26 protein-coding genes are annotated in these 25,882 nt (G+C 66.6%); 12 read left to right on the top strand and 14 right to left on the bottom strand.

Going from position 1 to position 25,882, the window contains the following annotated elements:
* Nucleotides 1-75 precede the first annotated feature (75 nt).
* Nucleotides 76-1,596: a hypothetical protein gene (locus tag NDI85_RS14645; RefSeq protein WP_310916209.1), complete on the top strand. Its 1,521-nt coding sequence runs from the start codon at nt 76-78 to the stop codon at nt 1,594-1,596.
* Between the two features lie 12 nt (nt 1,597-1,608).
* Here NDI85_RS14645 and NDI85_RS14650 read toward each other — a convergent pair whose 3' ends face one another.
* Genes NDI85_RS14650 through NDI85_RS14670 form a run of 5 tightly spaced genes read right to left on the bottom strand, consistent with a single transcriptional unit; the run spans nt 1,609 to nt 4,974 of the window.
* Nucleotides 1,609-2,058, bottom strand: a complete 450-nt coding sequence (locus tag NDI85_RS14650; RefSeq protein ID WP_310916210.1) for a TIGR00725 family protein — start codon at nt 2,056-2,058, stop codon at nt 1,609-1,611.
* A gap of 41 nt (nt 2,059-2,099) precedes the next feature.
* Nucleotides 2,100-3,521, bottom strand: a complete 1,422-nt coding sequence (gene phaC / locus NDI85_RS14655) for a poly(3-hydroxyalkanoate) polymerase subunit PhaC (protein WP_310916211.1) — start codon at nt 3,519-3,521, stop codon at nt 2,100-2,102.
* Nucleotides 3,522-3,524: 3 nt separating this feature from the next.
* Entirely contained in the window at nt 3,525-4,070 is a 546-nt protein-coding gene (locus NDI85_RS14660) for a poly(R)-hydroxyalkanoic acid synthase subunit PhaE (protein ID WP_189001883.1), read from the bottom strand.
* Nucleotides 4,071-4,118: 48 nt separating this feature from the next.
* Nucleotides 4,119-4,670: a hypothetical protein gene (locus NDI85_RS14665; RefSeq protein ID WP_189001885.1), complete on the bottom strand. Its 552-nt coding sequence runs from the start codon at nt 4,668-4,670 to the stop codon at nt 4,119-4,121.
* A gap of 7 nt (nt 4,671-4,677) precedes the next feature.
* Entirely contained in the window at nt 4,678-4,974 is a 297-nt protein-coding gene (locus tag NDI85_RS14670; RefSeq protein WP_189001887.1) for an AbrB/MazE/SpoVT family DNA-binding domain-containing protein, read from the bottom strand.
* 299 nt (nt 4,975-5,273) lie between these two features.
* Here NDI85_RS14670 and NDI85_RS14675 point away from each other — a divergent pair, with 299 nt between their 5' ends.
* On the top strand, nt 5,274-5,819 hold the full coding sequence (locus NDI85_RS14675; protein WP_189001988.1) for a MaoC family dehydratase: 546 nt from the start codon (nt 5,274-5,276) through the stop codon (nt 5,817-5,819).
* Here the strand turns inward: NDI85_RS14675 and NDI85_RS14680 are convergent.
* The 4 genes from NDI85_RS14680 to NDI85_RS14695 all read right to left on the bottom strand — a co-directional run bounded on the left by NDI85_RS14680 (nt 5,816) and on the right by NDI85_RS14695 (nt 11,186).
* Nucleotides 5,816-6,658 (bottom strand): alpha/beta fold hydrolase, encoded by an 843-nt coding sequence (locus NDI85_RS14680; RefSeq protein WP_189001889.1) that lies wholly within the window; start codon nt 6,656-6,658, stop codon nt 5,816-5,818. The two genes, NDI85_RS14675 and NDI85_RS14680, sit on opposite strands and share 4 nt — an antisense overlap.
* Nucleotides 6,659-6,788: 130 nt before the next feature.
* Nucleotides 6,789-8,102 (bottom strand): NADH:flavin oxidoreductase, encoded by a 1,314-nt coding sequence (locus NDI85_RS14685; protein ID WP_310916212.1) that lies wholly within the window; start codon nt 8,100-8,102, stop codon nt 6,789-6,791.
* 148 nt (nt 8,103-8,250) lie between these two features.
* Nucleotides 8,251-8,739, bottom strand: coding sequence for a KEOPS complex subunit Cgi121 (cgi121, locus tag NDI85_RS14690; RefSeq protein ID WP_189001893.1), 489 nt, complete (start codon nt 8,737-8,739; stop codon nt 8,251-8,253).
* Entirely contained in the window at nt 8,739-11,186 is a 2,448-nt protein-coding gene (locus NDI85_RS14695) for an ATP-dependent DNA helicase (protein ID WP_310916213.1), read from the bottom strand. The genes cgi121 and NDI85_RS14695 overlap by 1 nt, the downstream gene beginning before the upstream one ends.
* Before the next feature lie 83 nt (nt 11,187-11,269).
* Between NDI85_RS14695 and NDI85_RS14700 the strand changes: the two genes are divergently transcribed.
* Genes NDI85_RS14700 through NDI85_RS14710 form a run of 3 tightly spaced genes read left to right on the top strand, consistent with a single transcriptional unit; the run spans nt 11,270 to nt 14,353 of the window.
* A complete protein-coding gene (locus NDI85_RS14700; RefSeq protein WP_189001897.1) occupies nt 11,270-12,553 on the top strand; it encodes a response regulator in 1,284 nt (427 codons plus the stop codon).
* 46 nt (nt 12,554-12,599) lie between these two features.
* The gene (locus NDI85_RS14705) at nt 12,600-12,845 is read left to right on the top strand and encodes a ferredoxin (RefSeq protein ID WP_189001899.1); all 246 of its coding nucleotides are present in this window, start codon (nt 12,600-12,602) and stop codon (nt 12,843-12,845) included.
* 41 nt (nt 12,846-12,886) lie between these two features.
* Complete coding sequence (locus tag NDI85_RS14710) at nt 12,887-14,353, top strand: MATE family efflux transporter (RefSeq protein WP_310916214.1); 1,467 nt, start codon at nt 12,887-12,889, stop codon at nt 14,351-14,353.
* On the opposite strand, the gene NDI85_RS14715 is transcribed toward NDI85_RS14710, so the two are convergent.
* On the bottom strand, nt 14,354-14,740 hold the full coding sequence (locus tag NDI85_RS14715; protein ID WP_189001903.1) for a RidA family protein: 387 nt from the start codon (nt 14,738-14,740) through the stop codon (nt 14,354-14,356). It abuts the gene before it with no gap.
* 167 nt (nt 14,741-14,907) lie between these two features.
* Between NDI85_RS14715 and NDI85_RS14720 the strand changes: the two genes are divergently transcribed.
* Nucleotides 14,908-15,693, top strand: coding sequence for a hypothetical protein (locus NDI85_RS14720; protein WP_189001905.1), 786 nt, complete (start codon nt 14,908-14,910; stop codon nt 15,691-15,693).
* 138 nt (nt 15,694-15,831) lie between these two features.
* Complete coding sequence (locus tag NDI85_RS14725) at nt 15,832-16,329, top strand: hypothetical protein (protein ID WP_310916215.1); 498 nt, start codon at nt 15,832-15,834, stop codon at nt 16,327-16,329.
* Nucleotides 16,330-16,379: 50 nt separating this feature from the next.
* On the opposite strand, the gene NDI85_RS14730 is transcribed toward NDI85_RS14725, so the two are convergent.
* Nucleotides 16,380-17,507: an ORC1-type DNA replication protein gene (locus tag NDI85_RS14730; RefSeq protein WP_166967488.1), complete on the bottom strand. Its 1,128-nt coding sequence runs from the start codon at nt 17,505-17,507 to the stop codon at nt 16,380-16,382.
* Nucleotides 17,508-18,244: 737 nt separating this feature from the next.
* Nucleotides 18,245-20,227: a MutS-related protein gene (locus NDI85_RS14735; RefSeq protein WP_310916216.1), complete on the bottom strand. Its 1,983-nt coding sequence runs from the start codon at nt 20,225-20,227 to the stop codon at nt 18,245-18,247.
* 129 nt (nt 20,228-20,356) lie between these two features.
* On the opposite strand from NDI85_RS14735, the gene NDI85_RS14740 reads away from it, so the two are divergent.
* Together NDI85_RS14740 and NDI85_RS14745 are read left to right on the top strand one after the other, a co-directional pair.
* Nucleotides 20,357-20,530, top strand: coding sequence for a hypothetical protein (locus tag NDI85_RS14740; RefSeq protein ID WP_166967489.1), 174 nt, complete (start codon nt 20,357-20,359; stop codon nt 20,528-20,530).
* 49 nt (nt 20,531-20,579) lie between these two features.
* On the top strand, nt 20,580-20,882 hold the full coding sequence (locus tag NDI85_RS14745; protein WP_189001909.1) for an amphi-Trp domain-containing protein: 303 nt from the start codon (nt 20,580-20,582) through the stop codon (nt 20,880-20,882).
* A 22-nt stretch (nt 20,883-20,904) separates the two neighbouring features.
* On the opposite strand, the gene dpsA is transcribed toward NDI85_RS14745, so the two are convergent.
* Complete coding sequence (dpsA, locus tag NDI85_RS14750; RefSeq protein WP_166967492.1) at nt 20,905-21,450, bottom strand: DNA starvation/stationary phase protection protein DpsA; 546 nt, start codon at nt 21,448-21,450, stop codon at nt 20,905-20,907.
* Nucleotides 21,451-21,644: 194 nt separating this feature from the next.
* Between dpsA and NDI85_RS14755 the strand changes: the two genes are divergently transcribed.
* Nucleotides 21,645-22,277 (top strand): VTT domain-containing protein, encoded by a 633-nt coding sequence (locus NDI85_RS14755; protein ID WP_310916217.1) that lies wholly within the window; start codon nt 21,645-21,647, stop codon nt 22,275-22,277.
* Here NDI85_RS14755 and NDI85_RS14760 read toward each other — a convergent pair.
* Entirely contained in the window at nt 22,274-23,005 is a 732-nt protein-coding gene (locus tag NDI85_RS14760) for a molybdopterin-binding protein (protein ID WP_189001913.1), read from the bottom strand. The genes NDI85_RS14755 and NDI85_RS14760 overlap by 4 nt on opposite strands.
* 115 nt (nt 23,006-23,120) lie before the next feature.
* Between NDI85_RS14760 and NDI85_RS14765 the strand changes: the two genes are divergently transcribed.
* A complete protein-coding gene (locus NDI85_RS14765) occupies nt 23,121-24,023 on the top strand; it encodes a glycosyltransferase family 2 protein (RefSeq protein WP_189001915.1) in 903 nt (300 codons plus the stop codon).
* A gap of 44 nt (nt 24,024-24,067) precedes the next feature.
* Nucleotides 24,068-25,882: a prenyltransferase/squalene oxidase repeat-containing protein gene (locus tag NDI85_RS14770; RefSeq protein WP_310916218.1), complete on the top strand. Its 1,815-nt coding sequence runs from the start codon at nt 24,068-24,070 to the stop codon at nt 25,880-25,882.

Raw genomic sequence — 25,882 nt, forward strand, 5'->3', positions numbered from 1 at the left:
GGGCCGAACCGCGAGACACAGCGCTCTCGTCGCGACTGGACCACACTTAACACGCCCCGACGTGAACCCGCGTCCATGTCGGCATCGGAACTGGCTGCGGCGGTCACACGGGCGCTGGACGTAGACCCCGAGGAGTTCCACACGAACGCACGCGAGGAGGCCGAACAGCTCAAAACGGAGGTCAGGTCGGGGACGTTCGACAACACCGAGGCCATCGTCGGGATGGAACTGGAACTGTACGCCGTCGACGACCAGACCGACGCCCTGCGGCGGGTCCCCCGACAGTTGCTCGAACTCATCGGCTTCGAGAAGGAACTGGGCCTCCACAACGCGGAGATGCAGACCAGCCCCCAGCCACTGAACTCCCACGGACTGGCGGCCCAGCGAAACGAACTGAAGGCGTCGCTGATGCCAGCCCAGCAGCGACTCGGTACCGAGGGGATTCGACTCGTCTCCGACGGCATGTGGACGGTGCCGCCGAACGGCGAGACGGCCGAGAGCTACCTCTGTGATGCCGTCTCCGAGGACGGGATTCGCATCGGGACCAACATGTCCGACGCGGTGCGGTACCACACGATGGCCAACACCGACTACCCGTCGGCGTTCGAACTCGACGCGCCACACGTTTCCCTGCAAGCGAAGACGGTGATGCCCGAGGCGCTCATCACCTCCATCCAACCGCACTACCAGATTCCCCACGCGCCGGACCTCCCCGAGTACTTCAGCTACGCCCTCCGCGTCGCCGCGCCACTCCTCGCACTCGGCGTCAACGCACCCTTCTTCCCGCCGGACCTCTACGACGACGCGCCGGCCGAGGAGATACTCGAAGACGCACACATGGAGCACCGCATCGGCGTCTTCGAGTCCGTCCTCAACCCGCCCGAGGACGATCCGACGCCGCCGAAGGTGTGTTTCCCGCCCGACTTCGACACCGTCGAGGACGCCATCGACGACATCGTCGCCGACGACACCATCGTCCCGATGGACGTCCAATCGGGTACCCGCTTCGACGACGCGTTCGTCCATCTCCGGCACAAACACGGCTCGTACTGGCGGTGGATCCGCCCGGTGTTCGAGGGGGCGACCCGCTCTGCGGCCAACGCCCGCATCGAGTTCCGCCCGTTGCCGGCCCAACCGACCGTCGACGACGCAATCGCCTTCGAAGCGCTGTTCGCGGGCCTGATGGAGAGTCTGCCGCGACTCGAACACCCCATCCAGTCGCTGGACTGGGAGACGGCCAAAGAGAACTTCTATGCGGCCACGCGCGAGGGACTGCGGGCCGACATCGAGTGGATAACGGCCGACGGCGCGACGACCACCTCGACGGACGAACTGTACGGCGAACTGTTCGAACACGCCCGCGAAGGACTCGAACAGCGCGGTCTCTCGGCCGAGGAGGCCCACGAGTACATCCGGCCGCTGCGCGAGCGAGTGGACCGTCGGCTCACCCCGGCCCGCTGGAAACACGACTCTGTCCGCCGTCGCATCGAGGAACACGTCCCGCTCCCCGAGGCCATCTGGGGGATGCAGTCTACCTACATCAGGCGGCAGAAGGCGACGCTGCTCGACGGGAGCTTCGTCGACTGGTTCGAGTGACGGGGCAGCCGGCTACACCGCCTTCTCGACGTACTCGACGGCTTCGGCGGCCGTCTCGACGTGTTCGATGCCGTCGACGCCCTCGACCGCGTGCGTTCTCAGTCCTGCGACCGGTCGGCCCATGTCGAGCGCGTGGCCTATCTCGGAGAGCGTCCCGGCCCCACCGTCGACGGCGACGACCGCCGCGCCGTTCAGCACGACGAGGACGTTGCGGGCGTTCCCCATCCCGGTCGCGATGACCGTATCGACGTAGTCGTTTGCCGCCGCCCGATGTTCGCCCGGGAGGATACCGATAGTGTGGCCGCCGGTCTCGCCGGCACCCTTACAGACGGCTTCCATGACGCCGGTCAGGCCGCCACAGACGACGTCGTGCCCCTGCTCGCCGAGCAACCGGCCGACCGTCCGTGCCTGTCGGTACTGCTCGTCTGTCACGCTGGACCCGCCGATGACTGAGACGCGCATACGTACGCCTTCGACGGGCAGTGAGAAAAGGTATCGCCGGTCTATAGCTGGTCGAGCCAGTCTTGTGCGCGGGACTCGGTCGTCTCTGCGAGTTCGGCGAGCTCTGTGGCGTCGTACTCGGCGAGGTCGCCGACGGTCTCGACGCCGGCGGCACGCAGCCGGTCTGCGTAGGTCGGGCCGATGCCGGAGACGGTCTCGACGTCGGCGCCCGCCTCGGAGCCGAACGCCTCGGTTTCGACGGCCGCCTCGGCTGTGTCGTCGTCGGCCTCGGTCGCATCGACGACATCGTCGGCGACGTCTTCGACGGCTTCCTCGGGGGACTCGACCTCGATGTCGACTTCCTCGGACGGGTTGCGCTCGCTGTACCACTCGGCGACTTCGGGCCAGAGGTCCGCGTGGGTCGACGAGGACACCGACAGGCCGATGTGGCCGGTCGAGAACTCGATGGTCTTCGTGTCCTCGCTCGGGATGACCTCGTTGAACGGCTTGGAGGCCTCCGGTGGGATGAGGTGGTCGTACTCGCCCATCAACTGGATGACGGGCATGTCGATGTTCTCCAGGTCGACGTGTTCGCCGCCGATCTCCAGTTCGTTCTTGTAGAGCTTGTTGTCCTGATAGACGTCCTCGAGGAACTGGACGTAGGTGTCGCCGGCGACGTCGATGCCGTCGCCGAGCCACTTCTCCATCCGGCCGAAGTTCTCGACGAAGGACTCGTTCTCTAGGTTCTCGGCGAGGCGGATATACTTCGAGACGTAGTTGTCGACGGGGTCCATCAGCGCGAAGCCGATGTCGAGCATCTCCGCCGGGACGTTGCCGAACGTCTCGGTCACGTCTCGTGGGGAGTAGTACTCGTCTGAACCCCACTCTTCGAGGACACCGCCGGTCTGGTCGAAACAGAGGCCGGCGGCCATCAGGCCGAGCGTGTTGACTTTCTCCTTGTGGAGGGCGGTGTACATCACCGACATGGTGCCACCCATGCAGTAGCCGAGGATGTTGATGGCGTCCTGCCCGGAGCGCTCGCGGACGACGTCCACGCAGTTGTCCATGTAGCGGTTGACGTAGTCGTCGAGCGTCAGGTGCTGGTCGAGCCGCGAGGGCTCGTTCCAGTCGATGAGGTAGACGTCGTGACCCGCTTCGAGCAGGCGACGCACCACGGACCGCTCCTCCTGTAAGTCGAGGATGTACGGTCGGTTGATGAGCGCGTAAACGATGAGGATGGGGACCGCTTCCTTGTCCTCCTCGTCGACCTCGATGCCGGCGGCCTCGGCGTCGTAGTGGAGGAGTTCGAGCTTGTTCTCCTCGTAGACGACCTCCGAGGGCGTCTGACCCACTTCGACGGACTCCATCAGTTCGAGCCGCTCGTCGGCGACCTGACTCGTCTCGGCGGTTTCGGACATGGCCTCGAGCGTCTTGGCCTGCCAGTCGAGCGCGGCCGCGAAGGGGTTGAAGGGATTACTGGACATGGCTTACTCCTCGAGGTGTTCGAGGACCCGGTCGAGCTTCTCCTCGACAGCGTGTTGCCGGCGCTCGACTTCGACGAGGCGCTCTGCGACTTCGTCTATGTCGTCGCGGGTCGGAAAGCCCATCTGGGCGATGGCGTCCTGATTGAGTTCGTCGGCCTCCTGTTGCATCTCCATCATGGACTCGACGAGTTGACCGTTGGCGGCCGCAAACGCCGAGGTGCCCATCACGTGCTTGAACGCTTCGTTGGCCGACTGGAGCCAGATGTCGCGGAACTCGGCGGGGTCGACGTCCTCGCCCTGTGCGGCGTCGGTCGAGCGCTCGACCATCTGCTCGGCCGCGTCGATCCACTCCTCGTAGGCCGCGTTGTAGCCCTGTAGTCCCTCGGAGAGTTCGTCTTCCTCCGGGATGGAGTCCTCGACGGCGTCGGCCCACGACTCGACGAAGGCCGCCTGGGCTTTCATGTTCTGTTCCATCGAATCGGCGACGGCGTCGTTCATCTGTTCGACCATCTCCGCCCACTCGTCTTGCATCTGGTTTGTATCGCTCATAGTATCTCTAGTAACTCGCGCTGTCGCGCACAAAAAACGGCTGGTTCGTTACGCTTCGACGGCGTCAGTAGCCTGTGCCTGCACTTCTTCGACCTGTGCCTGCATCTCCTCGACCTGCTCTTGGACCTCTTCGAGCTGGTCACCGAACTGCTCTGCGACCTGAACCGACTGCGATTCGAGTTCCTCGTGGGCCTCGACGAGTAGCTTGACCTGCTCGTCGACGGCGTCGACGTAGTCGGCGGTCAGATCGTCGTAGGACTCGACGCCTTCGACCATCTCGCTCTCGATGTTGTCGAAGACTTCGGCGTGATTCTCGAGCAGGAAGTCGTACTGCTCGTCGACGGCCTGCCGGACCTCGTCCACGGTGCCGGCGGCGCCGGGGACCGTACTCTCGACGGCGTCGAGGTAGCTGTGGAAGACGGTCTTCGAGAGCTCGACACCGCGGCGCTGGGCCGACTCCTGCGTGTCGAGACTGCCGATGACTGCCTCGTTGATGTTCTGCTGGAACGAGACGGTCTGTTCGAGGGCCTTCTGGCTCTGTTCGATGGACGCGCGCTGCATTTCGAAAGCGGTCGTGACGGGGGTTGTGTAGTCTACCATTGTTGTATTACTCGCTGTTGTTGCTGACCGGGAGGACGACTGTCTGGACGATATCGCCTTCTTCGATTCCGAGCGCCTCGCGCTCGGCGTCGGGGATGCTGATTCGTCCGCCACTCTGGACGCGGGTCTTGAACGTCGCCATCTGGCTCATCGCACCGAGCTGATTCATATCGAAGCTCGGCATACCACCGCTCGCGAACAACTGCTTCATGAGCTGCTGCTGCTGTTCCATCGCGTTCTCGCTCGCCTGCTGCATCCCCTTGAACATCGGGGGCCACATCAGACCATCGTCCTCATCGGCCATCTGTACTCTCACGTACACTGTTCAATGACTTAAAACTTCCCCCGATTTACCATCTGCTACCATCTGATACCATTGAATGGTTCGAGGTGCTGAGAGATGGTGAGCGAGGCGCTCGCCGCCGCTGGAGTCGTCATCGAGATGCTATAACGCCGCTGTCGGTCGGTAGAAGCCGTCTCGTGGCCATAGAGTACAAAATAACACCAAGATTTAATAGTCGGACCTCTAAATACGACCCATCGATGAGTTCTGAATCACATCGGAATCCGCTGCTCGATACGTGGACCGAAACCTCCTCCCACATGTTCAACAGCGTCGTTGCAGCCAATCGGGCAGCATTTGCGGCTTTCGGCGTCCAACAAGACGAGGACGCCGCCGCCCCTCCTGCCGAGCGTATCGAACCGAACGAGGACCTCCCGGAGTGGCACGTAACGATCTCCGAGGACCATCCGGACAACCTCGGCGTCGGTGACCGAATCGAGTTCACGAAGACGATCTCCGATGGTGACGTCAAGCAGTTCGCCGCCGCGAGCGGGGATACGAACCCGCTGCACCTAGACGAGGAGTTCGCCGAGAAGACACGGTTCCGCGGCCGCATCGCCCACGGGACGCTCGTCGGTAGCCTCATCAGCGCGGCGTTGGCCCGCTTGCCCGGACTGACGATCTACCTCTCGCAGGACCTCGAGTTCCACAATCCCGTACGCATCGACGACCGCCTCACGGCCGAATGCGAGATCGTCGAGGACCTCGGCGACGACCAGTACCGGCTGACGACACGGGTCAAGAGCGAGGAGGACGTCGTCATCGACGGCGAGGCCGTCGTCCTCATCGACGACCTGCCGAACTAACAGAACGAGCGCAGCACCCGGTTGAACCGTTCCGGTCGCTCACGGGGAGGGCAGTGTCCGCAGTTTTCTACTATCTCTAATTCGCTATCTGCAAGCGTCGCGGCCGCCCGCTTCGACCACGACTGGGGGAGGAGCGGGTCGGCCTCGCCGTGGACGAGTAGCGTCGGCGCCGACACTTCCTCGAGTCGGTCGGAGTAGTCCGTCCGGAATCCGTTCCGTCGGAACTCGCTGCGCTGCCAGCGCCGCATCGCCCGGACCGTCCGTCGGTCGACGACCGAGTCCACGTCGTCGACGAGGTCCTGAGGGGGTTCGGTCGCACCCATGCTCCGCAGTCCCGTCCTGATGGCGGGTTTCGAGGCACTGACGCCCTGCCAGAGCATATTTCCGAGTACCGGCGTCTGCAACACGCCGCTGGCGGCCGTCCGCCAGTAGGCGTCGGCGCCCAGTCCGTAGCTATCTACGAGGGCGAGACGTTCGACGTCGCCACCGCCGAGTGCGTGGCCCAGCGCCAGCGCACCACCCATCGAGAGGCCGGCCATCGCCGGCGCGTCGATGTCGAGTGCGTCGATGAACGCCTCGACGGTCTCCAGATAGTACGCCGTCGTGTACGCGCGGTCGGGCTTGTCGCTCTCGCCGTGGCCCGGCAGGTCGGGCGCGTAGACGGTCCGCTCCTCGGCCAGTTCCGGGAGCGCGTGTCGCCACGAGACGGTGGCGGCGTCCAGTCCGATGCCGTGTAAGAACACCATCGGCGGTCCCTCGCCGCCGGTGCGGTAGTGCAAGTCGATGTCGTCGCCGTCGACGGTGAGGTCGAGGCGCTCCGACGTAATCTCTGCCGTCATCGCGCGCCAGTCAGTGTTCGATGGGGATGAGACTTTCTCTCAGGACGCCCGGCCACAGAACAAATTATAGACTGAGTGACGCTTCGGGCGGGCGGGACGCGACGACGAGTACGAGTCGACAGCTAGCGACTCACGTATCCCGGCCGTTTCCCTCGTAGGCGCCTTCCTTCGAGAGCCGTGCTTGTGCCCGTACGACCGATGGGGTACGACACCGACCCGGTTCGCCTGTCACCTGCGGGATAGTGCAGTTGTTGCAACTCGCACACAGGGCGTCGTGGCCGTCTAACAACCGGGCGCCGAGGCGCGGTTCGGCGTAGAACGGGCGAGCCATTCCGACCATGTCGGCCGCCGGTTTGCCTCCGCCAGCACCCAGATACGCGTCACAGGCTGCCCGCGTCCGCAGACCGCCTTCCAGCAACACTGGCACGTCGACGCGTTCTCGGACCCGACGGCAGAAGTCAGCGTTCCAGCCCGGTTCGTGGTCGAAGCGGCGCGCTTGCAGTCGGTTCAGGAGTTCTACCGCCCGCGCGCGAACCGGACCACCGAACGCCGCCGCGTAGTCGTCCTGTAGGTCGCTGGCGGCCCACGCCCGGTCCGGGAACGCGCCGCGGACGATGCTCATGTCCCAGAACGTCGACACCTCGACGGGCACTAGCGCGTCGTAGCCGATGGCGGCCAGTCGTTCGGCGACGTCGATACCGTCCGACAGCGTCAAATGCCTACGAACGAAATTCGGGGCGACGGTCTCTGCGGGGACCTTCGTCACCAGCGGTACGTCCCCGGCGTGGTCCCGGACCGCGTCGTGAATCGCTTCGAGAAAGCGCACGCCGTCGGCGAACTCGTCGGTCCGGTGGTTGTAAAACGGCGAGAGGAACTGCTGAATCAGGCTCATGTTCGCCGCCGAGAGGTGGATGCCGTCGTAGCCGGCGTCGACGGCGTAGCCCGCACACCGCCCGAACTGCGCTGCGAGGTCGTACACCTCCTCCGTCGAGAGCACGGCCGGGTCGAGCGAAACCAGTCCCAGTCGGTCGAGCGCACGCAACTGCCACGGCGGCCGGGAGACGGCCAGTTGTCGCTCCTCGGGGTGGCGCTCCCGGTAGCCGGCGTGCCACGTCGCCATGCTCCGAAGCCCGCCGTGAGCGAGTTGCAGGAATATCTTGCCCTCGTGTGCATGAATCGCGTCGGTCAGCCGTTCGAGTCGCTCGACGAAGGCTGGATCGTGGACGCGCGTCATGTTCGGCGCCGCACACCCGCCCTCCGCCGTGACGATGCTCGCACCCTGAAAGACGAGGCCGACGCCGGAGGCGGCGGTCGGTTCGAGTTCGTCGACGAGGGTGTCGACCGCACCGTCGCCGTTCCCCGCACACTCCAGTACTGGGGCGCGGTACAGGCGGTTCGGCAGCGTGAGACCGCCGACGGTCACGGGGTCGGTGAGGTCGCTCACGACCGTCCCCGTCTGCCCTGCTGGAGCTCCATGCGTTGGAGTAGCACACGACTCGGCAAAACGCTGGCGCTCGGGCGCGACGGCCCGCTTCGTGGCTCAGGCCCTCGCCGCTCGCAATTCGGAGAACCGACCGGCGGTCAGGTCCTCGCTACTTCTCGACGGGCAACAGCGCCACCCGTTCACGGACGGCGTCGGCGAGCGTCCCGTCGGTCGCCGCGAGTTCGGCGTCGCTCACGTCGAAGAACGACCGCACCCGCTCGGGGTCGTACTCGTCGAGCGTCTCGCCGGATTCGAGGAGGGCCTGTAGCGCCTCGGCCGCCCCGGCCTCGTCGCCGCCGACGACGACGGCGACGACCGGGCACTCGCCCTCGCTGACGCCCATCGCCAGCGCGCGGTTTATCTGCCGGCGGCCGGCCGCGTACAGCAGTATCTCGACGCCGAAGTCGTCGGCGATGGTGTCGCCACGCTCTCGGGCCCGTTCGGCCAGCGCCACGGCCCGTTCGAGGTGGGAACGGTCGACGACGTAGCGCGCGTCGAACGCCTGTACGGTCGCGTCGTATCGCTCGCCGATAGCGTCCAGTTCCGTGACGAACTCGGCCACGTCCTCGATGGTCGCGATGCCGTCTACGACCTCCATCAGAAATCACCCAGACTGGACTGGTCTTCGCCCGTCTCGACGCCGTCCTCGTCGCGGTCCCGCGGGTCGTCGTCGAGGACGTCGACGTCCGAATCCGGTTCGACGCCCTCCATCGACGGGTCGCGGTGGCCCGCGTTCTCCAGCACGTTCTCGGCGGTCTTCCGACGGCCGCGGAGCGCCGCCAGCACGACTGGCTTGGCGGCGTCGCGCAGTTCGGCGCGGTCGCCGATACCGGCTTCGAACAGGCGGCGAGCGCGCTTCCGTCCGACGCCGCGCACGCCCGCGAGGTCGACCAGTTCCTCGCGCACCCCGTGTTCGACGCGGATGCGGGCCTCGCTGACCGCGCGGGCGGCGTCCGTGTCGATTTCGCTGGCCAGCGACTCGGCGGCCCCCAGCAACCACTCGGCCGTCTCGACCTTCCCGCGGATGTCGCCCGGGCCGACGCCGTAGCGCTCGGTGATGGTGTCCTCCTCGACCTCGTCGGCCCAGTCCTCCAGCAGGCGGGCGGTCTTCAGCGCCGACAGCCAGTCCTCGAAGCGGTCGTCCTCGAACTCCGAGGGCGTCGGCCCGAGCAGTTCGTCCTCCCGTTCGTACAGTTCCATCTCGTACTCCTCGCGGTCGCCCGACCGGAGGTAGAGCTGGTACATGTCCGGCGTCCGTGAGACGAGGTGGTACAGGCCCAGTGCGGAGATGTCGTCGGGGTCGGCCTCGCCCGCGGCGGCCTGTTCGTCGGCGAGTTCGCTCGCGGTGGTGAACCCGCCCTCGGCCGCTCCCGCGGTCGTCGACTCGGCGGCCGACCGCTGCCAGTCCCGGAGGCCGTCGATGATTTCGGCGGCGCTCATCGGGTCCAGATAGAGGCTGGAGACGGTGTGGCCCAGCGACGTCGCATCCAGTTCGTCTCGCGGCTCATCGCCGCTCGACTTCGAGGCGCTCCGCGCCTCGCCATCCCCGCCGTCGATTTCGAGGAACTCGTTCCGTTCGAGGTAGGTCAGCATGTCGTCGACGACCCGCTCCAGCCGTCCCGTCTCGTCGGTCTGACTGGCATAGAGCGTCTCTTCGAGGAACTCAAGTAGGCCCGACCGGGAGCGAGCGAACCCGGAGGCGACGGTGGCGAGGATGTGGGTCCGCATCGCCGGCTCGGCCGCGAGTTTCGACCGCACCGGCTCCGGGTCGGCCCAGACGTAGCGCTCGAACAGTTCGTCCAGTTCGTCGTGGCTGCTGGCGACGAGGACGGCCTCACCGTAGGGGTCCATCCCCGGCCGTCCGGCCCGGCCCATCATCTGGTGGACTTCGAGAACCGACAGGGGTTGCATCCCGCCCGCAGTCCCGTCGTAGCGTCGCCAGTCCCGGACGACGACCCGGCGTGAGGGCGTGTTGACCCCGGCCGCGAGGGTCGGCGTCGCACAGACCACCTTGACGAGTCGGTCGCGAAACGCGTCCTCGACGAGTTCGCGGTGGCCCCGGGCGAGGCCGGCGTGGTGGAACGCCGCACCCTGTTCGACGGCGTCGGCGAGGTCGTCGCTCGTCTCCGTATCGCTCACGCCCCGAATTTCGGCGGCGACGTCGGCGAGTTCGGCTTCCTCCTCGCTCGTGAGGTGTGGTCGGACCGTACTCCCCAGTCGCCCGGCGGCCGCCTCGGCGTTGCGCCGGGAGTTGACGAACACGAGCGAGGATCCGCCCGCTTCCACGAGGTTACCGTCCTCGTCGTAGTCGTCTTGCAGGGTATCTCGGACGACGGCGGCGGTCGGTTTCTCGTTGTTCTGGACCGCCAGCCGTCGCTGACTCCCGTCTTCTACGTGCAAGGCCTGCCCGTAGTGGACGCCCTTCTGTAGCTCGATGGGGCGCCAGTCCGAGTCGACGAGTTCGGCGTCCAGCCACGTCGCCAGTTCGTCGGCGTTGCCGATGGTCGCCGACAGCGCCACCGTCTGTAAGTCGGGGTTCAGGCGGCGGAGTTTCGCGAGCGTCACTTCAAGCGTCGGGCCGCGCTGGCCATCGTCGACGAGGTGGACCTCGTCGCTGACGACGCAGGTCAGTTCTTCGAGCCACGGCGCGTCGTTTCGCACGAGGGAATCTACCTTCTCGCTGGTAGCGACGACGATGTCTTTGTCGCCCAGCCACCCGCCGTCGGACTCGTAGTTGCCCGTCGAGACACCGATTTCGAGGCCGTACTGCTCGAACTGTTCGAACTCGGCCTGCTTCTCGCTGGCGAGCGCCCGCAGGGGGACGATGTAGAGGGCCTTGCCGCCGCGGGCGACGGCCGAGAGCATCGCTAGCTCCGCCACGAGGGTCTTGCCGCTGGCGGTGGGTATCGCCGCCACGATGTTCTGTCCCTGAGTGACCCCCGCGTCGACGGCCTCGGCCTGTGGGGGGTACAGTTCCTCGATGCCGTCGTCGCGCAGGTGGTCGGGGAGCCAGTCGGGGACTCCCGGCAGGTCCGCAACGTCCATTACACCCCCGTTGGGCCCCGTTCCGATTTAAACTGTCGTCATGGCCCCAACTGCTTTCAGGCGCGCGGTCTATGTGTGGGGGTATGGGTGACGTGGGTAAGGGGCCGGGCACTGGCGTCGAGACCGGTGTCCCCGAAACCATCCGGGTGGTACTCGTCGACGACGAACCGGACCTGGCGGAGGTAACCGCACTCCACCTCGACCGTCGCCGCGACGCGTTCGACGTAACTATCGTAACCAGCGGACAGGGCGCCCTCGAGGCCGTCGAACGCGGTGACGTCGACTGTCTCGTCAGCGATTACGAGATGCCCGAGATGGACGGGTTGGCGCTCCTGCGAGCGGTACAGGAGCGAGCGCCCTCGATTCCGTTCATCCTCTACACCGGGCGGGGCAGCGAAGAGATAGCGAGCGAGGCGATCTCCGCCGGCGTCACCGACTACCTACAGAAGCGAGTGACCAGCGACCAGTACGACGTGCTTGCCAACCGCATCGAGAACGCCGTCGCGCGTCGCCGCTCCGAGGAAGCGCGCAAGGAGACAGAATTCCGGTATCGGACGCTCGTCGAGGCCTCCCCGCACGCGATTCTGGTCCACTTCGGGGAGCGCGTGGTGTACGCCAACGACACCATGGCCCGACTGCTCGACTTCGACGACCGGACCGAGATATACGCCGCCTCGCCACTGGCGTACGTCCACCCCGAGGACCGCACGCGGGTCCGCGAACGGATGCGAACGGTCCTCGACGGCAGCCGAGAGAACACCGACTGGCTCCCGTGGCGCCTCCAGCGTGACGATGGGACGGTGCGACACGTCGAGAGCCGAGGGACGCCGGTCGTCTACGACGGGAAGCCGGCGGTACAGGTCGTCATCCGCGACGTGACCGAACAGCACCGCCACGAACGCCACCTCGAAGCCCTCAACGACGCGACGCGGGACCTCTTGACGGCGGACTCGCCGGAAGCCGTCGCACAGACCGCCGCCGACGTCGTCTCGGTGGTCCTCGACGAACCATTCGCCGGTATCTTCGAGTACGCCGACGAGACGCTCGTTCCGCTCGCTGCGACCGATGCCGCCACCGACCGGACGGCGGTCTCCCGGGACGAATTCGACCGCCTCCGCCTCGCCGATGGGACGGTCGAACTGGCCGCGTTCCACGAGGGGACACCGCGCGTCGTCGAGGACTACGGGTCGCGCGAGGACACGCTCACGGACGCCTTCGAGACGGTCTTTCTGTACCCGCTGAACGAACACGGCCTGCTCTCGGTCGCGTCGGTGGAGGCGAACACTTTCGACCAGAGCGACCGCGACCTGTTGGAGATTCTCGGTCAGTCCGTCACCGTCGCGCTGGACCGCCTCGCCGAAGAGTGACCGCGCGAGGGGAACGCCTTTGGCCGTCACGGGTCAACGCACGTGTATGTACGTCGAATACGACCGTGACACCTGTATCGGGATGTTCCAGTGTGTCGCGGAGTGGGACGCCTTCGAGCGAGACGAGGACGCCGGAAAAGCGGTGCTGGCGGACAGCGAGGAAGAATCTGCGGACCTGTTCGTGCGCGAGATACCCGAAGACGCGGAGTTCGACGCGAAGTTCGCGGCCCGTGCCTGCCCCGTCGAGGCCATCACCGTCTACGACGACGACGGCGAGCAGTTGGTTCCCTGACGACGAAACTGACAGGGGCCTGCCGCCCTCAGTCCCGGTAGATGGTCCGCCGTCTCTTCAGCCGACTCGTACAGGGGGTGCCGGCCGTGCTTGCCCGCGCCGGACTGGTCGACCGCCGGATGGCCACCGAGGCGACCGACCTCGCCGCGCCGGTGATGGTCACGGGCGGCCTCCGCATCCTCCTGCGACTGGCGGACTTCCTGATGGTCGGCATCGCACTCGGCGACGCCGCCATCGCCGGCCTCGAACTGGGCTTTCAGTACTACTTCGTCGGCTTCGGCCTCTCGCTGGCGGTGTCCTCGGGCACCATCAGCGTCGTCTCCCGGTTGCAGGGGAGCGACCAACCGGCCCGTGCGAACCTCGCGGTCAAGCAGTCGCTGTGGATCGCCCTCCTCCTGTCGGCGCCGCTGACGGCCGTCTCGTGGCTCTATCCGGACGTGCTCGTCGGTGTCCTCGCCGACGACGCCGCCACTATCGACTTCGGGGCGGCGTACCTCTCTATCGTGATGCTGTCGATGGCCCCACGGTTCTGGAGCATGGTCGCCTCGCGGGCGCTCGCGGGGAGTGCCGACACCCGGACCCCGATGTACGTCCGCCTCCTGACGCTGCCGACCAACGTCGTCCTCAACGCCGTCCTCATCTTCGGACTCGGCCCGTTCCCGCGGCTTGACATCGCCGGGGCGGCCATCGGGACGGCCGTCGCCAACACGCTGGCGGCGGCCATTTTCTTCGGACTGTTGGCCTCCGGGCGGTACGCGGTGCGGTTGCCCCTGCGAGGCCCGCAGTTCGATCTCAGTCTGTTGACCGAAATCGTCCGTGTGGCGCTGCCGCTGTCGGGGATGCGCCTGCTCCAGACGTTCGCGCGGTTCCCGTTCCTGTTCGTCCTCGGGGTGCTGGGGACGCCGACGCTCGCGGCCTACGCCATCGGCCGCCGGGTGATGTTGCTGGCGCTGATGCCCGCGTGGGGGTACGCGACGGCGGCGTCGACGCTCGTGGGCCAGCACCTCGGGTCGGGCGACGAGTCCTCGGCGGCCGAGTACGGCTGGCAGACTCTCCGGGTGGCACTCGCCGTCCAACTCGCCATCGGCGCCGTCCTCGTCGTCTTCGCCCGACCCGTCGTCTCGCTGTTCGGCACCGAATACCCGGCACTCGCGGCGCAGTTCGTCCGGGTGTTCGGCCTCATCGTCGCCGGCTTCTCCGTCTCGCGGACGATGCGGGGGAGTCTCCGCGGGGCCGGCGACACCCGCTGGCCGCTGTACGGTGCGATTCTGGGCGGCTACTGTTTCCGGCTCCCGGTCGCGGCGCTCGCGCTCCCGTCGTCGTTCGTGGCGACGGTTCCGCTCGTCGGGGTGACCGTCTCGCCCGGTCTCGGCCTCGGTCTGCCCGCAATCTTCGTCGCCCTCGTCGGTGACTTCTACCTCAAGGCGGCGGTCAACACCGGCCGATTCTGGACGGGCAAGTGGCGCGACGTGGCCCGGCGGTCCGGCGTCGGCGTGGCCGACGATTGACTACTCCAGCACCGCTTCCGCTTCCACCTCGACGACGGCTCCCTCGGCCGCCAGCCCCGACACCTCGACCATCGTCGCCGCCGGCCGAACGTCGCCGAACACTTCCTCGTGAGCGCGGCCCACTTCCGTCTGGTGGTCCATCTCGGTGACGTACATCCGGGTGGCGACCACGTCGTCGGCGCTCGCACCGAGATCGTCCAGCGCGTCCGTGACGATGCCCAGCGCGTACCGCGTCTGCTCGTAGGGCTGGTCGGGCGCGACCACTGCCCCGTCGTCGTCCGTAGCGATGGTTCCGGCGACCCGGACGGTGTCGCCGGCCCGTATCGCCCGCGAGTAGCCGACCTGCGATTCCCATTCGGTCCCGGTCGAGACGCGCTGTCTATCCATACCGGCCGTGAGGTCCGGCAAGCCGATAGTCGTTTCTCAAGGTTTAATGCGGGGCCTGCGATAGAGTCTCACATGAGTACGGCAACGAAACTCGTCCTCGGAACTATCGCCGCATCGGCACTGCTGTCACTCGCCATCGTCGCCAACCTGATTCTGTTCTCGGCCTGATGTTCACCGAGCGCACGCTAGAGGGGGAGCTACCCGACGTTCGGGCCGAGTACGCCCCCGACGCGCTCGTGTTGAACTGCCAGCGGGACTTCGAGACGCTGGACTCGGCCGTCGCCGAGGAACTCTTGCTCGTCACCGACTCGGTCGACCCGCTCTCGTACGACTCGTCGTGGGTCCCCGAGAACGCCCCGGACCCGCTCCGTCGCTTCGCCGGGAGCGACCTCACTATCGGGATGCCCGGCGACGGCGGCGTCGCCTGGACTCACCAGACCGGGCCACCCTGCGTGTTCGTCAAACCGCGCCTCGAAACCTCGCCGTCGGCGTTCGTCGACTTCCTCGTCGCCGAGGCGCTCGTCGAAGTGGGGCTGGACGAACCCGAACACTTCCTCGGCTTCTTCGGCGAGCGCTATCCCGAGTTCGCCCGCGTCACCGACCCGCGACTCGGCCCCGCCGACACCTATCAACTCGCCACGGCGCTGTACGACGCCTACCTCGGTATCCAGACCCGCGCCGAGTTCAGCGGGTGGGCCGAGGATTACCCCGACCTGTACGACGCGTGGGCCGACGCCGGCGAGCGCCTCGAACCCCGCCTCTCGGACCTCGCGGGCGAGATTGCCCGCGGCCAGACCGGGTTCGCCGCGGCCGCGGAACTGGCTTGCAGCGGCGTCAAACACGGTCTCGACCTGCCCGCCCCGTTCGCTGCACTCGATACGGAGGCCTACCGCGAGTACGGCGCGGACTACGCGATTCAGTGGGTCGAGACGACCTTCGAGAAACTCGACTGACAGCGTCGGTTCGGAGTTGGAAGAGAGTCGATACAGATGCTACCCGAACTCGGCACAGAGTCGGCCCGAACTTCGAAAAACGGCCTTTTACTCCTCGCTCGTCGTCCCAGTCGGGAGGTACCCGCCTCCCGTGACTCCATGGACGAGCCAACACCGACCCGACGACGACTCCTCCGCACGACCGGGGCCCTCGCGATGGCCGCGGTGGGCGTGGGCGCTACCGACGCCGCGGCCGCCGGTAGCGGTACCGACCACGGTAGACAGTTCGGTCGCGTCTACGCCAACGACGTGCTGTGGCGGACGAACGTAGTGCGGGAACTCGACGAGCGACCCGACCCCGAGGACAAACTCTACTTCCTCCACGACGGCGGCGACCCCATCGTCGCTAACGAGGACGTGAGCGAGGACCAGTTGTCCCCCTTCGTCTCCGAATCTGGCCCCGGTGACCAGGACTGGAACGGCGGTATGTGGACCACCTACAGCGCGACGGTGACGGACGTCGACGCGTTCAACGACGACGCGCCGCTCTCGAACGACGAGGACATCCTCGCTGCCGACTACATCGAGACGAGTCTCGGAAACCCCGGCTTCGGCCCGCCGAACTACTTCATCTGCCCGCTGAACGGCCGCGCCTGAGGCCGTTCGGCGGCACTCGCCGCGGTGCGTGTACGCCGACCGACAGCGTATTACACCCGGTCCAGCACGGCGTCGGCGTCGTAGTTGAGCGTCAACTCGCGGGACCGACCGCGGCCCTCGACGTCGGTGTAGTCGGCGTCGATGATACCTAACTGGTCGAGTTTGTTGATAATCTCGGAGTAGCGAGTGTACCCCAGTCCGCTCGCGTCGTTGAAGGCGTCGAAGATGTCGCCGGCGCGTTTGCCGTCGTGTTCGGCGATGACCTCGACGAGCGCCGTCTCAGAGTCGGAGAGTTCCTGCAACCGCCGCGAGAGGTGGACGTATTTGGACTTGTCGTAGGCCGACTCGACGTCCTCCAGTTCGACCGACCGGGACGCTCGCATCTCGGCGTTCATCCCGGCCCGTCGCAGGAGGTCGATGCCCACTCGCAGGTCACCGCCCTGTTCCTCGGTGAGTTCGGCGACGCGGTCCAGTACCGCCGGGCCGACGACCCCCTCGTTGAACCCGCGTTCGACCCGTTCGTCGAGGATGTCGACGATTTCGGTCTGGTCGTACTTGTTGAAGTACACTTCCTCGGGGCGAAACACCGACTGCACACGCGTATCGAGCGCCTCGATGACGTCGAGTTCGAGGTCCGAGGAGACACAGATGACGCCGATTTTCGCGCCCGAATGGGCCTCGTGCGCTCTGAGAAGGGAGTACAGCGTGTCGCTGGCCTCGGACTCGTAGAAGAGGTAGTTCACGTCGTCCAGCGCCACCGCCAGCACCTCGTCTTCCTCGACGAGTTTGTCGGTTATCTGTGAGAACAGCTTCTTGAAGGAGATACCCGAGGAGGGAGGTTCGTAGTCGAATATCTCGGCGAACAGCCGCGAGAAGACGGCGTAGCGCGTCGAATCGACCTGACAGTTGACCCGCACGGCGCGCACGTCCGTCTGGGCGGACAGTTCGTCGAACAGAATCTGGGTCGCCGTCGTCTTGCCGGTGCCGGGCGGGCCGCGAGCGATGACGTTGAGCGGGCGCGACCCCCGGACGGCGGGGCGGAGCGAGTACTTCAGCGTCTCCATCTGACTCGACCGGTGTTTGAACGTCTCCGGGAGCCAGTCTATCTCGAAGACGTGCTCGTCCCGGAACACGGACTCGTCCCAGCCGAGCATCCCCTCCTCGGGGTCGTCGCTCATCACTTTCACCGAGCTTCCCGGACCACTTAACCATTTGCCACCGATAGTGAAAGTGGAACTGGCTGCGAGCACGTCTGATCTGCTCAAACGCCGGACGACTCAGGATACGGAAAACAGCGATCGAAGGACGTTGGCACTCAGCGACGTAATCCACCAGAGCGGGTTACGCGGTAAGATAGATGACCGTGCGGACGAGCGTGAAACTGACAGCGAGAACGATATAGCCTACGGAAAGGGCTGTTGGTGCGAACGAAACAAGAAGCCCCAATCCAATACCAACTGGGAGCGTTATACTGGCTCGAATCCATTTACTCTCTGGCCAGCGCTCTCGCAATCCGGGACGCATTAGAAGTGATAGGAGAGCTAAACTGAACACCAATCCGAGTACGATACCACTGAGATACTGTTCCATCGATAGCGTCGTTAGCGTCGGTTCTTCTGTGGCTATTCCAAACCAATAGAAGGCGATAGCGAACCCACTCACAGTGGACGAGGTAATTAGCAGACCGACTGTACTTTCTCGGCACCAGATTCGTTCACGAATCAGGTTCCTGAGTGACATATGGTCTCCGAGAGAACTCCTTCATCCCACTTCCAATTCGATAGAGAAAAACAATAAATCTATCCACAAAACAGAAAAATGCACGGTACTGGCATAGATTTAAATATGGGGTTTGTGCTATGATTGTACGATTATCACGTTGAGGCCGGATAGGCAGTCTGCTGTCTACCGGGCATTAGAACTTCTCCAACAGCCCCGCGTAGAAGCCGTCCTCGCCGTCGTCGTCGGCCAGTTTCTCGACGATGAGTTCCGGCGTCGAGCGGGCGAGTTGCCCCTTCACGGGCGAGCGGTTCACCCGCAGTTCGCCGTCGACCAGCCCCGCCGCCTGGATGCCGTCGATAGCGAGGTCGGCGTCCGACGCTTCCAGGATGTCCTCGGCGAGGTGCGAGACGAAGACGCCGGTCGCCTCGCGCTCGGTCAGCGATTCGAGGATGCCGGCGATGATGGTCGCCGCCGCGCCGGGTTCCGTGATGGATTCGAGTTCGTCGACCAGCACCATCACCGGCCGGTCGGCCGTGATGTCGGTGACCAACGCCCCGAACTCCCGCAGGGTCGACTCGAAGGCGCCAGCGTCGAGTGTTCCCTGCGTTTTCGCGTGGTAGTGCAGTTCGGCGACGCGGCCGATGCGAGCGGACTCGGCGGGTACCGGCAGCCCCATGTGTGCCAGCGTCGTCACCAGCGCCACCAAATCGAGCGTGGAGGTCTTTCCGCCGCTGTTGACCCCCGAGAGGACGGTGACGCCGTCGACGCCGTAGTCGACCGGTTCGACGGCCTCGAAGGGGACGTCGAGTAGGGGCGAGCGTCCGCCCTCGATGTCGAACCCGCGGTCCTCGGTGATCTCGGGCAGCGTACAGTCGAAGTCGGCGGCAAAGCGGGCGACGGCCAGTTCCACGTCCAGTTCCAGCGCGTTGGCGACCAGTCGCTCGGCGTCGCCCCGCACGTCGGCTAAGTCGTCGGCCAACTCGCGCTTCTGTCGGGTCGCTCGCCGGTCCCGGGCGGCGGTCAGTTCCTCGCGCAGGCGACTCACCACGTCCTCCTGTCGCTCGACGGGGTAGGTCGGTTCGTCGGGGAACGCCCGGCGAGCCATCGTCTCGGTGTCTCGCAGGTCCAGCGCGTCGACGAGGTGGTCGCGGGCCTGTTCGACGGCGGCGGCGTACTCGTCGGCCAGTTCCCGACCCAGCAGCGAGTCGACGCCCGCGCCGCGTTCGACCAGCGAGAGGAGGTCCGTCCCCTCGATGGTCACGTCCCGCTCCTCGATGGCCTCCCGGAGGTGGTCGTTGGCGACGCTCTCGGCCGTGGAGACGGCCGCGTCTAAGTCGTCGACGGCCGTCGCCAGTCGGTCGAGTTCGTCGTCGCCGCGCACGCTCCCGTCTTCCTCCAGTCTGTCGAGTGCGTCGGCGAGCGCGTCGAGGTCACAGGGGGCGTCGAGGCCGGCGACGCGGTGGACCGCCGCGGCGGCGGCCACCCGGTCGCGATTGCGCGCGAAGAAGGTGAGGACGCGCTCGGGGACGACCGACGCGGGCTCTTCCAGCGCGTTCGGTTCGACGCGTACGTCGCCCTCGACGTCGACGCCGGCGAAGGCCTCGTCCAGCGCGACCACCGTCGAGTACGAGCGCGCCAGTTCGGCGAGTTGGCGGGCGTCGTCGACGACTTCGACGCTGACCTCGGGGACGGCCTCTTGGGCCTCGGCGTAGCGTTCGGCGTCGCTGGTCGCCAGACAGCGGTCACGGACCCGCACGTCGCCGGGGTCGGCGAGCGGTTCGACGCCGGAGAGTGCCGCTCGAACGTCGGGGTCCGGTTCTCGGTCCATCGCTCGCTCGGTGAACGCCCGGACCTCCTCGATGCGGCTTCGGACCCCGCTGGGGTACAGCGTCTCCAGTCGCTTCGCGGCGTAGTCGGTGACGGTCCGGGACTGGAGGAGGCCGAGCGCCTCGCGGAAGATCTCGCGGGCCCGCGGCGTCGCGGCGAACCCGCCGGGGTCGTCGTGGTCGGCCCGGATGGCGCCCCGAGCGATGCGGGCGGCCCGCCCCTCGCTGATGCCCGGTGCCTGCGAGAGGGTAGCGACGTCGCCATCGCGCAGGGCTCGTTTGGGGTCGTCGAGTTCCCGCAGCGCCGTGGCCGTCTTGGCCCCGACGCCCGGCACCGATTCGAGTTCCATCTGTCGGCTCATTCGACGCCGACGAGAAAAAACCCCGCGTCGCTCGCTCTCTTCGTCGACGCCGCCCCGCGGCGCGGGCCAAACGAGAAAGGTTATAGTGTTTAGGCAAACCTAAACGAACTGTCGAAGATGGAACCGCAGGCCACGACTGTCGCTGCCGACACGCCGGAGCGTGACGCCGACTCGTCGCCGCAGGTCACGGCGCAGGAGACCGTTCCGGGGCAAGTAGTGTTTACGGCGACCGACAACACGGACGGGTGGATCGCGACCGACCTGACGGTCGATCCCGCGGACGCCCGCTGACTCGAACAGTTCGACAGGCGCTCGACCATCCGAAAGCGAACGACTACCCATGACAGAGACGACAGACGATACGACGACCGACACGGAGAAGACCACGATTACGACCGGACGGAACTTCGAAGAGGAGTACCGACTGCGCGCGGCCGACGCAGGCGAGTTCCTCGTCGATCTCGGCGAGCAACTCCAGGAGAACGACGAACTCACCATCGAGGGCGACGAGTGGGAACTGCCCTTCGCCTTCGGCGAACCGGTGACCGTCGAAATCGACTTCGAGGGCGTCGACGACCCGGAACTCGAAATCGAGATCGAACTCCCCGGCAGCACCGACGAGACCGCGCCCGACGTCAGCTAACGACCGGTCGTCTTTTCGGCCGCTATCGCGTCGCGGATTCGAGGACGAGCGTGTCGTCTTCGAGGTAGTGGTCGATGACGTGAGCGTGTTCCTCTAAGTCGAGGAGTTGCTGCCGGAGCATCTCCCCCGTGGCGTGGTCGCCGAGGTTCTCGGCCAGTCCGATGTGGTCGCGGTAGCTCTCGATGATGTCGCCGTACATCTCCAGATCGTTCGCCAGCGACGTCCGGATGTCGTAGACGTCTTCGTCTTCGGCCTCGACGGTCGCGGCCTCCGCGAGGGCCGGCATGCCGGCGTGTGGGACGCCGCCGAGCGCCTGAATCCGTTCGGCCACGTCGTCGGCGGCCTCCTCGACGTCCTCGTAGGCCTCCTGTAGCCAGACGTGGATGTCGTGGTGTTCGGCACCCTCGACGTTCCAGTGATGCTTGTGCAGCTGGTGGTAGAGGACGTACGCGTCCGCGAGGTCCCGATTCAGCGCGCCGACGATCTGTTCGGCCTTATCGGTATCGAGGCGGACCGGGTTTTCCTCGACGGTGTCTGCGGTTCGACGGGTGAGTCGTTCCGTTGCCATGGCAAATGTCAACAACACACTCAGAACACTAAACAGTTCTGTGCGGCTCGTCTCGTGCGGTTTCTCCTTCGGGTCGGTTCCGTGCGCGATACGTGCATTTGCTGGCCACGACCGCGGTCAGTGGTGCCCACGTCCGACCGGGCCGACGGGTGATGCAGAAAACATATGTCGGCGTTGGCCGCCTTGAGAGATAGATGGCGACAGACGCCACCGACGTTCGCGGCCCGGTCCGGACCTTCGCGGAGGACTACGGCCTGCTCGTTGTCGCAGGCCTCTTTGCCGTCCTCGGCGTCGCCGGCATCGCGCTGTACGTCTTCGGCGATACGGCCTACGCCCAGCGATTGCTGGAGCGCTACGGGTTACTGGCGCTGTTTTTCGTCTTCGTCCTCGAAGGCGCGATGTTGCTCTACTTCGCCCCCAGCGAGGGGCTCGTTCCGGCGGCCGTCGCCGTCCTTGCGCGGACCGCTGGCGGCTACGACTTCCCGGCCGTCGCGGCCATCCTCCTCGTGGCCGTTCTGGGCGCCACGGCCGGCCAGACCGCGCTCTTCCTGTTGGCGAAGCGCGGCGGCCGCGAGTGGCTCTTAGACCGGCCGTGGTTCCGCGTCGACGAGGACCAGATGGACCGCTTCGGGGCGATGTTCGACCGCTTCGGCCTGCTTGCGGTGCCGCTGTCGAACACGCTTCTGTTCACGCGCGGGATGCTGACGGTGCCCGCCGGCGTCGCCGGGATGGAGACCAAGCGATTCGTCCCGCTGTCGGCGCTCGGCACACTCTCGTTCGAGATACTCCTCGCCGCGGCGGCGATGGGCGTGCTCGAACTGCTCTAATCGACCGTCTCGATGCGTTCGTAGAGCCACGCTGCCGCCCGTTCGACGCTCTCGGGGTCGTCGCCGGTCACTTTCACCCGGCCCGGCGTGTCGTCGTTCCGGGGGTAGCTCCCGACGGCGACGCCGAACCGCTCGCGGGCCTCTGTGACGACGCCGACGACGGCGCCCTCGGGGGCGGGCGTGTGGAGCGTCTCGGTGGTCCGGTCGCCGCCGAACTCCTCGGCGACGGTGGCGAACATCGCCTTCAGTTCCTCGGGGATGCCCGGCATGACGTAGACGCCGTCAAGCACACAGCCAGCGGCGAAGCTCTCGTCGGTCAACAGCGGTTCGGCCCCGTCGGGGACGCTCGCCCACGCGTCCAAATCGAGGTCCATGTCGTAGCGGTCGACCATCTCGGGATTCTCGTCGGCGAACCGCTCGGCCTTCGCTTCGAGGTGAGCGCGGACGTCCTCGGGGACGACCACCTCGCGGTCGAACGCCCGTGCGACCGCCGCCTTCGTCACGTCGTCGGGGGTCCCACCGATGCCGCCGGTGACGACGACGGCGTCGAAGGCGTCGTGATACCGGGCGACGGCGTCCGCGATGACAGCCTCCTCGTCGGGAACCGTAAGCACCCGCGTGACCGTCGCGCCCGCGTCGCTCAACTGCCGGGCCAGCCACGTCGCGTTCGTGTTCGCCGTATCGCCCGAGAGCAGTTCGTCGCCGACGGTGACCAGCGCTACGTCCATATCGGTCGGTGGTGCGCGAGCGAAGTAAGGGTTGGCTCGGGCGGCCGGCGTCGAGCGTTGTGTTCTGTCCGAGTGCGGTTAGTTTTTCCCCCCGGGCGAAAACGACAAACTTGAGATGGTCAGCGTCATCCTGCCGACCAGAGAGTGGACCGACGCCTGTGCGGACCTCGCCGACCAGGTCGGCCCCGACGACGAACTGCTCGTCGTCTGTGACCACGCTTCGGACCCGGTCGCCGAGCGGTCGACGCCCGCCAACACCGACGTGCTGATCGCCGGCGACCCGGAGGGCTGCTCGGGGAAGTGCAACGCCGTTGCGACCGGATTGGCGGCCGCGACGGACGACGTCATCGTCTGTACCGACGACGACTTCGACCACGGGCCGGGGTGGCTGGACCACGTCGTCGCGGGCGTCGAGGAGCACGGCGCGGTCACGTCCGTGCCAATGTTCGCGAGCGAGGGGTTGTTCGGGCAGTTCCTCGAAGGGCCGAGTCACCTCCTCCACCTCCCGGTGTTCCTGCTGGGAGCGGAACTGTGGGGCGGCACCGCCTGCTTCCACCGCGACGAGGTGGACGTACCGGCCCTCGTCGCGGACCTGCGCCGGACCGTCAGCGACGACGTCCTCATGGGCGAACACATAGACGCCGTCCACGGCGACCTCTCGCTGGCCCGCGAGATAACCGTCGAGGGGTCCGTTCGGAGTTCGCTCCACCGCTCGGTTCGCTTTACCCGGAACATGCTGTTTACCGATCCGCTGGCGCTCGTCGCGATGTTTCTGGTCGTAGCACTCGTCGCCGTCGGCACGGTGCTCGTGCCACTCCTGACGGGTGTGATCACGACTGCCGTCGTCGGGGCCGCCTACGCGGTCGCGGGGTTCGACCGCTGGACGTTCCTGCTCGCGTGGCCGGGCTTTCTCCTCCTCGGCGCCTGTCTCGCCTACGGCGTCGTGCAACCGGAGTTCGAGTGGGGCGGCCGGCGCTACCGCTGGACCGGCCAGTTCTCCGTCGACGTCCTCGATTGATACGCACCGGTACGGTTTAATACAACTCTATCGAATTATAACTGATGTCTGAGATCCCGTCCGACACGTCGGCGGCGGCAGTCGAGGACGCCGTCACGGCGGCACGTACGGCGCTGTTCGAGGCCTCGTCGTATCGGAGCGACCACTGGGAAGCGGACTGCTCGCTCGGCCCAGACGGTATCGGGGACGTCCGCTTTACGATTCACTACGCGCTTACGCTTACGCGACTCCGCGTCGACGCGGCGGCGCGTGACCGCGCCGTCGAGTACGCCCTGTCCCGACGGGCCGACGACGGCGGGTGGGGCGATGCGGCGGCGAACTTCGGCGGTCGGCTGTTACTGCACGTGCTACCGGGCGACTACGGGGACGAACGCGCGGCCGTCGAGGCCGAAATCGAACGCGAAGGGATGCGGCTGGTCCCCGAGGACCCCGACGACCTGACGTTCCCGCTGTTTCGGATGCAGCGGTTCTACGCCCTGATGAGCGACGAGTACGCCGTCGAGACGCTGTTCCCGAACGACGAACACCTCCAGATCGGTCGCATCCTCTGGCAGACGCCGGGCATCGACGACGGCGGCGTCGACTACGAGCGCCACACCGTCCACCCTCACGCCATCGACGCGTTGCTGGTGACGGCCGTCCTCGGCGGTGCCATCGAATCCCAGCGCCCCGACGGCGAGGACGTCGACACCGACCTCCCGGTCGAGGTGCTACTCGACCGACGGCTCCGCTCGGGCAACTGGAAGACGAGTCCGGACAACGTCTTCGCGGTGCTGGCGCTGTCGGAGGCCGGCTACGACCCCGACGGCCCCGAACTCCGGCCGGCGCTTGACTGGCTTCGAGAGCAGCGACTCACCGACGAGGGATGCATCGTCCAGTACCGGCTCTCCGTCTGGGACACGGCGTGGGCGCTCCAGGCGTTGTTCGAGGCGGGCGCCGACCCCGAAACCCCCGAGGTGGCCGACGCACTGGACTGGCTCGAAGACGCCACATCGACCGACGAGGCTGTACTCGACCGCGACCCGGCGCAGTTCCGCGAACACTTCGGGTCCGGGTGGGGGTTCCGCCCGGCGATGTACGCCGACTGGGACGACACCGCGGCGGCGCTGACGGCCCTCGCCCGCGGCGACCGGCCCGTCGACGACGCGGCCGTCCAGTTCCTCGTCGAGGCCCAGCGGAGCGACGGCGCGTGGTCGGGGTTCCTCACGGACTTCGACCCGCTCCCCGACGCTATCGCCAAGGTGCTCCGTCAGCAGGCCGGCGAGGAGACGTACGAACTCCTCTTTGCCAGTCCGGCCTGTCCAGACGTCACCGGTCACGCGCTAGAGGCACTCGGCGAATACGGCTACACTGCCGCCGACGCCGTCGTCGCCGACGCCCTCGACTATCTGGAGCGGTCGGTCACCGACGCCGACATGTGGATGGGCGTCTGGGGCGACGGCTACACCTACGGGACGAGTCGCGTCCTCGTCGGACTGGACGCCGTGGGTGAGACCGACCGCGACGTGGTCGCCGACGCCGTCGACGCCCTCCTCGCCGCCCAGAACGACGACGGCGGGTGGGGCGAGCGGTCGAACTACTCGCTGACCGCCGACGTGGACGCCCTCGACTACCGCGTGGCACCGTCGACGGCGGAACAGACGGCGTGGGCGGTACAGGGCCTCCTCGCGGCAGGCGTCGACGCCGACCACTCCGCGGTCCGCGCCGGCGTCGAGTGGCTACTGTCTGCACAGGGCGAGGACGGGCGGTGGGAGCCGACACGAGTGATGTACAACAAGGGAGCGCCCCGCTATCTCGCGCCGGCGGTCACGCAGACGGCCGCGTTGCAGGCGCTCGCGGCGTACGACCGCGCCCGGTAG

The sequence above is a fragment of the Haloarcula sp. S1AR25-4 genome (genome assembly GCF_031624555.1).
GTDB lineage: Archaea > Halobacteriota > Halobacteria > Halobacteriales > Haloarculaceae > Haloarcula > Haloarcula pellucida.

Bases quoted from the DNA above. Each gene is read 5' to 3' on its own strand.
- NDI85_RS14645 (WP_310916209.1), top strand. From the start codon at position 76: ATGTCGGCATCGGAACTGGCTGCGGCGGTCACACGGGCGCTGGACGTA.
- NDI85_RS14650 (WP_310916210.1), bottom strand. From the start codon at position 2,058: ATGCGCGTCTCAGTCATCGGCGGGTCCAGCGTGACAGACGAGCAGTAC.
- phaC (WP_310916211.1), bottom strand. From the start codon at position 3,521: ATGTCCAGTAATCCCTTCAACCCCTTCGCGGCCGCGCTCGACTGGCAG.
- NDI85_RS14660 (WP_189001883.1), bottom strand. From the start codon at position 4,070: ATGAGCGATACAAACCAGATGCAAGACGAGTGGGCGGAGATGGTCGAA.
- NDI85_RS14665 (WP_189001885.1), bottom strand. From the start codon at position 4,670: ATGGTAGACTACACAACCCCCGTCACGACCGCTTTCGAAATGCAGCGC.
- NDI85_RS14670 (WP_189001887.1), bottom strand. From the start codon at position 4,974: ATGGCCGATGAGGACGATGGTCTGATGTGGCCCCCGATGTTCAAGGGG.
- NDI85_RS14675 (WP_189001988.1), top strand. From the start codon at position 5,274: ATGTTCAACAGCGTCGTTGCAGCCAATCGGGCAGCATTTGCGGCTTTC.
- NDI85_RS14680 (WP_189001889.1), bottom strand. From the start codon at position 6,658: ATGACGGCAGAGATTACGTCGGAGCGCCTCGACCTCACCGTCGACGGC.
- cgi121 (WP_189001893.1), bottom strand. From the start codon at position 8,739: ATGGAGGTCGTAGACGGCATCGCGACCATCGAGGACGTGGCCGAGTTC.
- NDI85_RS14695 (WP_310916213.1), bottom strand. From the start codon at position 11,186: ATGGACGTTGCGGACCTGCCGGGAGTCCCCGACTGGCTCCCCGACCAC.
- NDI85_RS14700 (WP_189001897.1), top strand. From the start codon at position 11,270: ATGGGTGACGTGGGTAAGGGGCCGGGCACTGGCGTCGAGACCGGTGTC.
- NDI85_RS14705 (WP_189001899.1), top strand. From the start codon at position 12,600: ATGTACGTCGAATACGACCGTGACACCTGTATCGGGATGTTCCAGTGT.
- NDI85_RS14710 (WP_310916214.1), top strand. From the start codon at position 12,887: ATGGTCCGCCGTCTCTTCAGCCGACTCGTACAGGGGGTGCCGGCCGTG.
- NDI85_RS14715 (WP_189001903.1), bottom strand. From the start codon at position 14,740: ATGGATAGACAGCGCGTCTCGACCGGGACCGAATGGGAATCGCAGGTC.
- NDI85_RS14720 (WP_189001905.1), top strand. From the start codon at position 14,908: ATGTTCACCGAGCGCACGCTAGAGGGGGAGCTACCCGACGTTCGGGCC.
- NDI85_RS14725 (WP_310916215.1), top strand. From the start codon at position 15,832: ATGGACGAGCCAACACCGACCCGACGACGACTCCTCCGCACGACCGGG.
- NDI85_RS14730 (WP_166967488.1), bottom strand. From the start codon at position 17,507: ATGAGCGACGACCCCGAGGAGGGGATGCTCGGCTGGGACGAGTCCGTG.
- NDI85_RS14735 (WP_310916216.1), bottom strand. From the start codon at position 20,227: ATGGAACTCGAATCGGTGCCGGGCGTCGGGGCCAAGACGGCCACGGCG.
- NDI85_RS14740 (WP_166967489.1), top strand. From the start codon at position 20,357: ATGGAACCGCAGGCCACGACTGTCGCTGCCGACACGCCGGAGCGTGAC.
- NDI85_RS14745 (WP_189001909.1), top strand. From the start codon at position 20,580: ATGACAGAGACGACAGACGATACGACGACCGACACGGAGAAGACCACG.
- dpsA (WP_166967492.1), bottom strand. From the start codon at position 21,450: ATGGCAACGGAACGACTCACCCGTCGAACCGCAGACACCGTCGAGGAA.
- NDI85_RS14755 (WP_310916217.1), top strand. From the start codon at position 21,645: ATGGCGACAGACGCCACCGACGTTCGCGGCCCGGTCCGGACCTTCGCG.
- NDI85_RS14760 (WP_189001913.1), bottom strand. From the start codon at position 23,005: ATGGACGTAGCGCTGGTCACCGTCGGCGACGAACTGCTCTCGGGCGAT.
- NDI85_RS14765 (WP_189001915.1), top strand. From the start codon at position 23,121: ATGGTCAGCGTCATCCTGCCGACCAGAGAGTGGACCGACGCCTGTGCG.
- NDI85_RS14770 (WP_310916218.1), top strand. From the start codon at position 24,068: ATGTCTGAGATCCCGTCCGACACGTCGGCGGCGGCAGTCGAGGACGCC.